The organism is Aeromicrobium sp. (assembly GCF_049586495.1).
Classification (GTDB): domain Bacteria; phylum Actinomycetota; class Actinomycetes; order Propionibacteriales; family Nocardioidaceae; genus Aeromicrobium.
This window is the reverse complement of sequence record NZ_JBAVCB010000229.1, coordinates 1-10,734: the sequence shown is the minus strand read 5'-3', so window position 1 is coordinate 10,734 and position 10,734 is coordinate 1. Positions and strand designations below refer to the sequence as shown.

Here is a 10,734-nt window from a genome sequence, read left to right as displayed (position 1 = left end):
CACATCCATGACAGCAGGCTCCTGCTCGGCGATCACGACCGCAGAACCAGGCTTGATGATGCCTGCCTTCTCGACCGCGATCACCTCGGGACGATCGCCCAGGTAGCGCGCATGGTCGACGGCGATCGGCGTGATGACGGCAACCTCTCCGTCGGCGACGTTGGTGGCGTCCCACGAGCCGCCCATGCCGACCTCGACCACGGCCACATCGACCGGAGTGTCGGCGAAGGCCGCGTACGCCATCGCCACGACCATCTCGAAGTAGGACAGAGGTGGCCCGCCCGCGCGGACCGACTGCTCGTCGATGATCTGGGCGAAAGGAGCCACGTCGGCGAAGGCCTCGACGAACAACTGCTCGCTGAGGGGTTCGCCGTCGATGCTGATGCGCTCGGTCATGGACTCCAGATGGGGGCTGGTGAAGCGGCCGACCCGCAGGTCGAGCGCACGCAGCAGTGCGTCGATCATGCGACTCGTCGACGTCTTGCCGTTGGTCCCGGTGAGGTGCACGACGGCAAAGGCGCGCTGCGGATCCCCCATCAGGTCGCAGATCGCGCGGATGCGGTCGAGTGAGGGTTCAAGCCGGGTCTCGGGCCAGCGCCCGAGCAGTGACTGCTCGACCTCGCCATAGGTGGGATTCATCGTCACCAGTATCGCAGCCCATCGAAACGATCTCACCGGTCGCACCGGTGGCGCGAGGTGCAAGGTATCCGCAACGATGGCCGCATGCATCGCAACATCGCCGGCTGGGTCACCCACCACTGGGCCAAGTGGGTCGTCGTCGTCTTGTCCCTCATCTTCGTGGGAGGCATCGGCGGCACGTTTGGACCCAGGCTTGCCGAGATCCAGGAGAACGACATCGCGTCGTTCCTGCCCGGTGATGCCGAGTCCACCCAGGTGATCGCCAAGTCGGCGCAGCTAGGCGCCGACCCCGACGCAGTCCCCGTCGTGGTGCTGTACGTTCGCGGCTCTGGCATCACCCCGGACGACACCGCCAAGGTCGCAGCCGACGCCCGGGCGATTCCCGCCATGGCCTCCGTGGCCGACGAGGTGGCAGGGCCACAGCCCTCCCAGGACGGCAAGGCGCTGCAGCTCATCGCCACGATCCAAGTTGGCAAGGACGGCTTTGAGGATCTGCCGCAGGCCGTCGAGGACATCCGGGACACCGCCGAGAAGGACGCCAACGGACTCGAGGTGAGCCTGGCCGGCCCGGCTGCCTTCGGCGCCGACCAGGCCAAGGCCTTCGCGGGCATCGACGGCGTGCTGCTGCTGTCAGCGCTCGCGATCGTGTTCGTCTTGCTCGTCCTGACCTATCGCAGCCCTATCTTGTGGTTCATCCCGTTGCTGTGCGGCGTGTTCAGCGTGTTCACGGCCCAGGGGTTCGTGTACCTGCTGGCCAGGTACGCGGACCTGACCGTCAACGGGCAGAGCGCCGGCATCCTCAGCGTCCTGGTCCTGGGAGCCGGAGTGGACTACGCCCTGCTCATCGTGGCGCGATACCGCGAGGAGCTGCACCACTACGAAGACCGGCACCAGGCCATGTCGCACGCCCTGCACCGCGCGGCGCCCGCCGTCCTGGCCAGCGGCGCCACGGTCATCATCGGCCTGCTCTGCCTGATGTTCGCCGAGCTGAACTCGACCAGCGGGCTCGGCCCGGTGGCGGCGGCCGGCATCGCCGTGGCCCTGCTGATGATGCTCGTGCTGCTTCCGGCCCTGCTCGTGGTGTTCGGGCGCTGGGTCTTCTGGCCCTTCATCCCCCGCTTCGGGACCTCGGCACATGCCGAGTCCGGCGTCTGGTCTCGTGTCGGACGCGGCATCGAGAAGGCACCTCGCGCGGTCTGGATCGGCACGACCCTGGCGCTGGTCGCCGTGTCCTTCGGAGTGCTTCAGCTCAACGCCACGGGGTTGAGCAACGAAGACACCTTCACCACCACCCAGCCATCCGTGACGGCCGAGAAGGAACTGGCCAAGCACTATCCCGGCGGCGATGGTTCTCCGGTCCAGGTCATCTCGGCCGCGGACAGAGCGAAAGAGGTCGCCTCGGACCTCGGCGCTGTCGAGGGAATCGACGCTCCCAGCGTCGCGGTCGTGGCCCAGAAGGACGGTCTGGCTCTCATCCAGGCGACCTTGTCGTCCGCCCCGGACTCCGATGACGCCTACGCGACGATCGAGCGCGCTCGCGCCTCCCTCGGGGACATTCCCGACGCCGACGCACTGGTCGGTGGCCAGACGGCCATCAACAAGGACGTGCAGGACGCCGCATCGGCCGACAACCGCCTCATCATTCCCATCATCCTGCTCGCCGTCCTGCTGATCCTCGCGCTGCTGCTGCGGTCGATCGTTGCGCCGGTGATCCTGCTCGGCACCGTGGTGCTGTCGTTCGCGGCCGCGCTGGGCATCAGCGCTCTGGTGTTCCGACACGTCTTCGGCTTTCCTGGCGCGGACTCCTCGTTCCCGCTGTTCGCGTTCGTCTTCCTCGTGGCGCTTGGCATCGACTACAACATCTTCTTGATGACGAGGGTCCGCGAAGAGGCGTTGCACGTCGGCACCCACCGCGGCGCCCTGATCGCGTTGGCGGCGACCGGCGGCGTCATCACGTCGGCCGGGCTCGTGCTGGCCGGCACGTTCGCCGCCCTGGGATCGCTGCCGATCGTGTTCCTCGCCGAGCTCGGGTTCGCCGTGGCGCTGGGCGTGCTGCTCGACACCATCATCGTGCGGTCGGTGCTGGTCACCGCGCTCAACCTCGACCTCGGTCGGTGGATGTGGTGGCCCAGCAACCTGTGGCGCACCGACGGGGACGAGGTCGCAGACCGCCCGTAGACTCGCTCCTCGTGAACACCGTTCCCGAGAAGCCCGTCCTCGAAGGTCTCGAAGCCACCTGGTCCGCCCGCTGGGCCGACCAGGGCACCTACACCTTCGACCGCTCCAAGACCCGCGACGAGATCTTCTCGATCGACACCCCGCCGCCCACCGTGTCCGGCTCGCTGCACGTCGGCCATGTGTTCTCCTACACGCACACCGACCTCATTGCCCGCTACCAGCGGATGAGCGGCAAGGAAGTCTTCTACCCGATGGGCTGGGACGACAACGGCCTGCCCACCGAGCGTCGGGTGCAGAACTATTTCGGCGTCCGGTGCGATCCGTCGCTGCCGTACGCGGTGGACTTCGCTCCCCCGGCCGAGCCCGATGCGAAGCGTCAGGTGCCGATCAGCCGACGCAACTTCATCGAGCTGTGCAATGAGCTGGTCGAAGAGGACGAGCAGGTCTTCGAGAAGCTGTGGCGCACGCTCGGCCTCAGCGTCGACTGGGAGCAGACGTACACCACGATCGGCGATGACGCGCGCGCCGCGAGCCAGCGCGCCTTCCTGCGCAATCTCGCTCGCGGCGAGGCCTATCAGCAGGACGCTCCCACTTTGTGGGACGTCACGTTCCAGACTGCGGTCGCCCAGGCCGAGCTGGAGGCCCGGGAGTATCCCGGCGCCTATCACCGGGTCGGCTACCAGCTCCCCGACGGCACCACGGTGCACGTCGAGACCACACGCCCCGAGCTGACCGCTGCCGCCGTGGCACTGATTGCGCACCCCGACGACAAGCGCTACCAGCACCTCTTCGGGACGACCGCGACCTCACCGATCTTCGGTGTCGAGGTGCCGGTCATCGCGCACACTCTGGCCGACCCCGAAAAGGGTTCAGGAATCGTGCACTGCTGCACCTTCGGCGATCTCACCGACGTGCAGTGGTGGCGGGAGTTCCAGCTGCCCAACCGCACGGTCATCGGCCGCGACGGTCGCATCCTGGCCGACGTTCCGGAGTGGATCACCACCGAGCCCGGGAAGGCCCTCTACGCCGAGCTGGCCGGCAAGACCACCTTCACGGCTCGCGAGCTGACCGTGGCGGCTCTGGCTGAGTCGGGCGACCTTGACGGCGAGCCCAAGCCCACGCAGCGCATGGCCAACTTCTTCGAGAAGGGCGACAAGCCGCTCGAGATCGTCTCGACCCGCCAGTGGTACCTGACCAACGGCGGACGCGATGCAGACCTGCGGACCGACCTGATTGCTCGCGGGGACGAGATCGACTGGGTCCCGGCCTACATGCAGTCTCGCCTCACCAACTGGATCGACGGCCTCAACGGCGACTGGCTGGTCTCTCGGCAGCGCTTCTTCGGCGTCGCCTTCCCGATCTGGTATCGCCTCGACGCATCCGGCGAACCGCTGTACGACGACCCGATCCTGCCCGAGGAGGCCGACTTGCCGGTTGACCCCGCCGCGGACGCACCCACGGGATTCGACGAGAACCAGCGCGGCGCGCCCAACGGCTTCATGGCCGACCCCGACGTGCTCGACACGTGGGCCACGTCGTCGCTGACGCCGCAGATCGCCTGCGGCTGGGAGCGTGACACCGATCTGTTCGAACGCACCTTCCCGATGGACGTCCGTCCGCAGGCGCACGACATCATCCGCACCTGGCTGTTCTCCACCGTCGTGCGAGCACACTTGGAGCACGGCACCGCCCCGTGGAAGAGCGCGACGATCTCGGGCTTCGTGGTCGACCCTGACCGCAAGAAGATGAGCAAGAGCAAGGGCAACGTCGTCGTGCCCGACGAGATCTTGAACACCTACGGCGCCGACGCCGTCCGCTGGCGCGCCGCCGGCGCGCGTCCCGGCACCGATTCGCCCTTCGACGAGGCGCAGATGAAGGTCGGCAGACGGCTGGCGATGAAGGTGCTCAATGCCAGCAAGTTCGTGCTGGCCGCCGAGGAGCAGTACGGACTCGGTGCAGGCGTCGACGACCTCGACCCGGACCGCGTCACGGTGCCGCTGGATCAGTCGATGCTGCAGCGCCTGCGTGGCGTCGTCACCGAGGCCACCAGTCACTTCGAGGCCTTCGACTACGCGTCAGCCCTGGAGGTCACCGAGAAGAACTTCTGGGACTTCTGCGACGACTACCTCGAGATGGTCAAGGAGCGGGCCCGGCGCGAGGACGAGGGCGGAGCGAGCGCCCGCAGTGCGTTCGCCATCGCCTTGTCGGTCCAGCTGCGGCTGTTGGCTCCATTCCTGCCCTACGTCACCGAGGAGGTCTGGTCGTGGTGGCAGGCAGGGTCGATCCACCGAGCTGCATGGCCCACGCTCGACGACATCACGTCTCCCGAGGCTGATCCAGCCCTGCTGCCGACTGCGGCCACGGTGCTGGCCGGCATCCGCGGCGCCAAGTCGACCGCCAAGGTCGGTCAGAAGACCGAGGTGTCACTGGTCGAGATCTCAGCACCGCAGACGGCACTCGACCTGCTGGCGCTAGCCCTGGACGACGTGCGAGCAGCCGGGCGGGTCTCCGGCCCGGTCGAGACTCGCCCTGCCGACGGCGAGATCGTCGTCGAGGCCACCTTGGACCTGCCCGTCTGACCGGGGAGCGTGTTCTACTAGAAGCCACGGAGGGCGCCCACCGCCAAGGAGGCGCCCTTCGTGCTATGGCCTCAGAGGGTGCGGAAGGTGATGCCGGCCGCCCGGAGTCGCTCGATCAGCGGGTGGCCCATGGCCACGGCGGTCGTGGTCTGGCCCGACACCTTGGGCAGGTCGTCAAAGGCCAGGCACAGGGCCGACTCGGCGAGCATCTTCGACGTCTCGGTGTAGCCCGGGTCTCCCCCGGCCACCTCGGTCGTCACGGTCTTGCCGCCGCCCTCGGCCACGAGGCGCAGCTTGAACCAAGAAGCCTCGCGCTTCGCCTCGTCCGGCCCCTCCCCCTGGCTCTTGAGCTTGAGCAGCAGCGCCCGGGTGGGACGCAGCTGGGCTCCCACGGTCAGGACGCCCGCGCCTGCGATCGTGGCAGCCAGCATCGGCAGCTTCTTGAACTGGGCGAAGTGCGCGTAGCTGAAGTCCGGTCCGTACCGCTCGAGGGCTCGCGCTGAGCGCAGGACGATCAGCGGGTCGAGGGTGGGCAGCGGCAGCGCCCAGCCCTTGCCGCCCTCACCGCGGCCCAACGAGCCACCTCCGCGGATCGTGCGGCCCTCAGGCCGCGACTCCTTGCTCTTGCGCTCAGCAGCGATCTTGCCGGCGCCCCGCATCCCGGCCATGGCGCCGATCGCCGAGTGGTACGTACCGCCCGACGGTGCGCCGCCGGCCCGGATGTATCCCTTGACCGAGAGCGGCACGCCCTCCGGCATCTGCTGCACGGTGTAGAGCACGCCCAGGTCGTACGGGATGGAGTCGAAGCCACAGGCGTGGATGATCCTGGCTCCGGATGTCTTGGCCACGTCGTCGTACTTGAGCCACATGCGGTCGACGAACTCCGGCTCGCCGGTGAGGTCGACGTACGCGATGCCGGCCTCGGCGGCGGCCTTGACGGCCGGTTCCCCGTGCGCCAGGTAGGGGCCGACGGTGGTGATGAGCACTCGCGTGCTCTCAGCCAGCGCTGCCATGGACGCTGCGTTGGTGCTGTCAGCCGAGATGATCTCGGGGCGCACACCACCGAGCTCGACGACCCGATCGGCGACGGCGTCGAGCTTGCCGGGATTGCGGCCAGCGATGGCCCAGGAGGCGCCGTCCGGGAGGTGGGTGCCGAGGTACTCGGCGGTCAGACCGCCGGTGAATCCGGTGGCTCCGAGCAGGGCAATGTCGACAGAGGTCATGGGACCAACCTAGCGACTGGTCACCGAGGCACGATCAGGACGCCTTCTTGGCGACCTCGGCGTGGGTCAGGACGGTGGGCAGAGCGCCCGCCGTGACGGTCTCGGCCGTGACGATCACCTTGGCGACGTCGTCGCGGCTGGGTACTTCGTACATGACCGGCTCGAGAACGGCCTCGATGATCGAGCGCAGACCGCGAGCTCCAGTGCCACGGGCCAGAGCGAGCTCGGCCATCGCCTCGGGCGCGCCTGGACCGAACTCCAGCTCGACGTCGTCGATCTCGAACAACCGGATGTACTGCTTGGTGAGAGCGTTGCGCGGCTCGGTGAGGATGGCAACGAGCGCCTCGCGATCGAGGTTGTCGACCGCGGCGATGACCGGAAGGCGGCCGATGAACTCTGGGATCAGACCGAACTTGAGCAGGTCCTCGGGCAGCACCTTGGAGTACAACTTCTCCGGCGCGACGATGTCGGCCGCGGGGACGTTGCCGGTGTTGAAGCCCAGGCTGACCTTGCCGCTGCGCTGCTCGATGATCTGGTCGAGGCCCGCGAAGGCGCCTCCCACGATGAACAGCACGTTGGTGGTGTCGATCTGGATAAACTCCTGGTGCGGGTGCTTGCGTCCGCCCTGGGGAGGAACCGAGGCCGTGGTGCCTTCGAGGATCTTCAGCAACGCCTGCTGCACGCCCTCGCCCGACACGTCGCGCGTGATGGAGGGGTTCTCGCTCTTGCGCGAGATCTTGTCGACCTCGTCGATGTAGATGATGCCGGTCTCGGCCTTCTTGACGTCGTAGTCCGCGGCCTGGATCAGCTTGAGCAGGATGTTCTCGACGTCCTCGCCGACATAGCCGGCCTCGGTGAGTGCTGTGGCGTCGGCGATGGCGAACGGCACGTTCAGCATGCGCGCCAGCGTCTGGGCAAGATACGTCTTGCCGCAGCCCGTGGGGCCCACCAGCAAGATGTTGGACTTCGCCAGCTCGACCTGCTCGTCCTTGTTGCGGCCCGATGCGCTCTGCGCCTGCACCCGCTTGTAGTGGTTGTAGACAGCGACCGAGAGCGACTTCTTGGCGCTCTCCTGACCGATGACGTACCCGTCGAGGAACTCGAAGATCTCGTGCGGCTTGGGCAGCTCGCCCAAACTGAGCTCTGCGCCTTCAGCGAGCTCTTCCTCGATGATCTCGTTGCACAGCTCGATGCACTCGTCGCAGATGTAGATGCTGCTCGGACCAGCGATCAGCTTCTTGACCTGCTTTTGGCTCTTGCCGCAGAAGGAGCACTTCAGCAGATCGGCGGTCTCACCAATGCGTGCCACGCGCGTGGTCCTCTCTGGAGCATGGATCGGCCGTGCGGCCGAAGGTCACGAACTTCACACTAACCGCCACACGTGCTCTCGTCTCGCCCTAGGAGCGCGCGTGGCGGCGTGTCGTCAAACCGCCGGCGTCTTGAGCGTGTCGAGGACCTCGTCAACCAGGCCGTACTCGACCGCCTGCTGCGCGGTCAGGATCTTGTCGCGATCGACGTCCTTGCTGACCTCTTCGATCGGCTTGCCCGTGGCATCGGAGATCATCTTCTCCATCAGCTCGCGCATGCGGAAGATCTCGTTGGCCTGAATCTCCAGGTCCGAGATCTGGCCGCCGGTGCCCTCGGTGTAGGGCTGGTGGATGAGGATACGGCTGTTGGGCAGTGCCAGACGCTTGCCGGGCGTGCCGGCTGCCAACAGGATCGCAGCGGCGGACGCCGCCTGACCCAGGCACAACGTCTGCACGTCGGGCTTGATGTACCGAATCGTGTCGTAGATCGCGGTCAGTGCCGTGAACGACCCACCGGGGCTGTTGATGTAGATGCTGATGTCGCGATCGGGATCCATGGCCTGCAGCGACATGAGCTGCGCCATGACCGCGTTGGCGACGTCGTCGCTGATCGGAGTGCCCAGCATGATGATGCGGTCCTCGAACAGCTTGGTGTAGGGGTCGATGCGCCGAAATCCGTAGGACGTGCGCTCTTCCCACTGCGGCATGTAGTAGCTCATGAGATGTCTCCCGCGCTCGCGACCACGTGGTCGATGAGGCCGTATTCCTTGGCCTGGTCTGGGGTGAACCACCGGTCGCGATCCGAATCGAGCTCGATCTGCTCGACGGTCTGTCCACTGTGCTGCGCCTGGAGCTCATTGAGCTGCTTCTTCAGCAGGATGCTCTGCTCCGCCTGGATCTTGATGTCCGACGCAGAACCACCGATGCCGCCGGAGGGCTGGTGCATCATGATGCGCGCGTGCGGGAGGGCGTAGCGCTTGCCCGCAGTGCCCGCTGCGAGCAGGAACTGACCCATCGAAGCGGCCAGACCCATGCCGAAGGTGGCGACGTCGTTAGAGATGAACTGCATCGTGTCGTAGATCGCCATGCCCGAGTCGACCGAGCCGCCGGGGCTGTTGATGTACAGGTAGATGTCGGCGTCAGGGTCCTCGGCGTTCAGCAGCAGCATCTGCGCGCAGATCGCGTTGGAGTTGATGTCGCGGACCTCGGATCCCAGGAACACGATGCGCTCCTTGAGGAGCCGCTGGTAGATGTGTCCGTCGAGATCGGACGGCCCGGCCTCGCCGGCCATGGCTTGTGGGGTCTGTGGAGTAGTCACGCTCTCGACAGTAGACGGCCGGGTGTTCGAACACACGCCAAAACGCGTCTGTTCGCCCTCGGCGTACGGCTCAGGCGCGCGAAGGGCTGAGCTCGGCGGCGATGGCGTCGACGGTGGCCTGCATGCCGTCGACCAGCTCGGCGTCGTGCCCGTCCTGCCCGCCCAGCGCCAGCTTCGCGGTGGCCACCACCATCAGGCTCGGATCGACCACGGCGGTGCGACGCTCGGTGAGCCGGGTGCCGGCGCCCTCAGGTGCCACCTCGTAGGACCACTCGACGTCGGTGGGCCACACGTGGAAGCCGAAGACGCCCGGCGTGGCGTCCGACGGGGCCGTCCACTGCGAGATGCGGCTCAGCGTGGGCCAGAAGAAGGCCTTGCGCCGGTTCAGGTTGATGCCCCGGCGGCCCACCCGCGGCGCGCCGAGGAACCAGGTGCCGACCAGCTCGGGGCTGCGGCGACGCATGGCCTTCAGATCGGTGACCGCCGCCCAGACGTCGGCGGGGGCCGCGTCGAGCACGATGGACACCTCGAGGGCGGGTTGGTTGCTCATGTCAGGCCTGCTTCGGAGCCGGGAGGGCACGCGGTGACTGCGTGCGCTCGTTGATCCACTCGACCAGCCAGTCGCCGACCCGAGGGTGGTTGAGCAGAGCGAAGTGGTGCGCGCTCGGCAGGTACTCGAATCGGGCGCCGTCGACGATGGCGCCGTGGCGCCCCACCCCGGTGGCCGAGGAGAAGTGCACCAGCAGGTCGCCCAGCACCGAGCTGAGGGGGTGGCCCTGGGTGGCGCCGAGGGTGGAGGCCACGAAGTGGTACTCCGCGTGCGGCAGCGGGGCGGCCGCGATGCGATCCAGCCCCCACTGGGCGGTGAGGTCCTGACCTTCCCACTCCTCGGCCGAGATGTAGCCGTGGCGCAGGTCGACGATGCCGGCCGAGCGGCTCTCCAGGATGGCGCCGAACGGACGCGCCTCCGGCCAGAAGCGCAGCAGGCGTGAACCCATGTGGGCCGCCTTCTCAAGCGCGGCGCCCCCGTGGGGCGTGCCGAGGCAGATGACGTCGCGCACCATGTGCTGCCACGACTCCCCCGCCGCGGTGGCGTGATTGGTGGCCGCGCGGGCCACGAGTCCGCCCATCGAGTGCCCCACCAGCGTGATGCGGGTGACCGCGACGGGCCAGGAATCCACCAGCCGGCGGATCAGCTGATCGAGGTGCTTGCCGTTCTCGGAGATGTGCAGTCCGGTATTGTACCGGATCATCACCGGGGTGCCGTCGGTCTCGGCGGCGATGCGTTGCGCGTAGCTGGTGCCGTGCACCTTGGCGTAGCTGCCCCACGACTCGTCGTTCTCGCACAATCCGTGCAGGAAGATGACCGGGTGGCCTCCGGCTCCTCGGAAGGCCTCGGACAGGGGCCACGAGGTGACCGGGACGTCGGCTCCCTCGACCCGCACGGCCATCGTGATGGCCTGCGGATCGTCCAGCATCCGCAGCTCGTC

At 67.4% G+C, this 10,734-nt stretch carries 9 protein-coding genes; 2 read left to right on the top strand and 7 right to left on the bottom strand.

The features are described from left to right. Positions 1-639 (bottom strand): bifunctional folylpolyglutamate synthase/dihydrofolate synthase (locus WB508_RS12010; protein ID WP_423845116.1); only part of this gene is annotated, 639 nt, incomplete at its 3' end. An 84-nt stretch (positions 640-723) separates the two neighbouring features. On the opposite strand from WB508_RS12010, the gene WB508_RS12005 reads away from it, so the two are divergent. Next, positions 724-2,817 carry an MMPL family transporter gene (locus WB508_RS12005; RefSeq protein WP_423845115.1) on the top strand — a complete coding sequence of 698 codons (2,094 nt, stop codon included), beginning with the start codon at positions 724-726 and terminating at the stop codon, positions 2,815-2,817. Positions 2,818-2,828: 11 nt separating this feature from the next. Then, entirely contained in the window at positions 2,829-5,396 is a 2,568-nt protein-coding gene (valS, locus tag WB508_RS12000) for a valine--tRNA ligase (protein WP_423845114.1), read from the top strand. Between the two features lie 71 nt (positions 5,397-5,467). Here valS and WB508_RS11995 read toward each other — a convergent pair whose 3' ends face one another. The 6 genes from WB508_RS11995 to WB508_RS11970 all read right to left on the bottom strand — a co-directional run. Then, on the bottom strand, positions 5,468-6,619 hold the full coding sequence (locus WB508_RS11995) for a saccharopine dehydrogenase family protein (RefSeq protein ID WP_423845113.1): 1,152 nt from the start codon (positions 6,617-6,619) through the stop codon (positions 5,468-5,470). Between the two features lie 34 nt (positions 6,620-6,653). Further along, positions 6,654-7,928 (bottom strand): ATP-dependent Clp protease ATP-binding subunit ClpX, encoded by a 1,275-nt coding sequence (clpX, locus tag WB508_RS11990; RefSeq protein ID WP_423845112.1) that lies wholly within the window; start codon positions 7,926-7,928, stop codon positions 6,654-6,656. A 114-nt stretch (positions 7,929-8,042) separates the two neighbouring features. Continuing rightward, on the bottom strand, positions 8,043-8,645 hold the full coding sequence (locus tag WB508_RS11985; protein WP_423845111.1) for an ATP-dependent Clp protease proteolytic subunit: 603 nt from the start codon (positions 8,643-8,645) through the stop codon (positions 8,043-8,045). Continuing rightward, on the bottom strand, positions 8,642-9,217 hold the full coding sequence (locus WB508_RS11980; protein WP_423845117.1) for an ATP-dependent Clp protease proteolytic subunit: 576 nt from the start codon (positions 9,215-9,217) through the stop codon (positions 8,642-8,644). Before WB508_RS11980 ends, WB508_RS11985 begins: the two co-directional genes overlap by 4 nt. A 97-nt stretch (positions 9,218-9,314) precedes the next feature. Beyond that, positions 9,315-9,794, bottom strand: coding sequence for an SRPBCC family protein (locus WB508_RS11975; RefSeq protein WP_423845110.1), 480 nt, complete (start codon positions 9,792-9,794; stop codon positions 9,315-9,317). Between the two features lies 1 nt (position 9,795). Continuing rightward, positions 9,796-10,734, bottom strand: a 939-nt coding sequence (locus tag WB508_RS11970; protein ID WP_423845109.1) for an esterase/lipase family protein, incomplete at its 5' end; no start/stop codon positions are given.

What these genes read in the sequence shown, in the direction of transcription:
- WB508_RS12005 (WP_423845115.1), top strand. Translation starts at nt 724, where the DNA reads ATGCATCGCAACATCGCCGGCTGGGTCACCCACCACTGGGCCAAGTGG.
- WB508_RS11980 (WP_423845117.1), bottom strand. Translation starts at nt 9,217, where the DNA reads ATGGCCGGCGAGGCCGGGCCGTCCGATCTCGACGGACACATCTACCAG.
- WB508_RS11985 (WP_423845111.1), bottom strand. Translation starts at nt 8,645, where the DNA reads ATGAGCTACTACATGCCGCAGTGGGAAGAGCGCACGTCCTACGGATTT.
- WB508_RS11975 (WP_423845110.1), bottom strand. Translation starts at nt 9,794, where the DNA reads ATGAGCAACCAACCCGCCCTCGAGGTGTCCATCGTGCTCGACGCGGCC.
- WB508_RS11995 (WP_423845113.1), bottom strand. Translation starts at nt 6,619, where the DNA reads ATGACCTCTGTCGACATTGCCCTGCTCGGAGCCACCGGATTCACCGGC.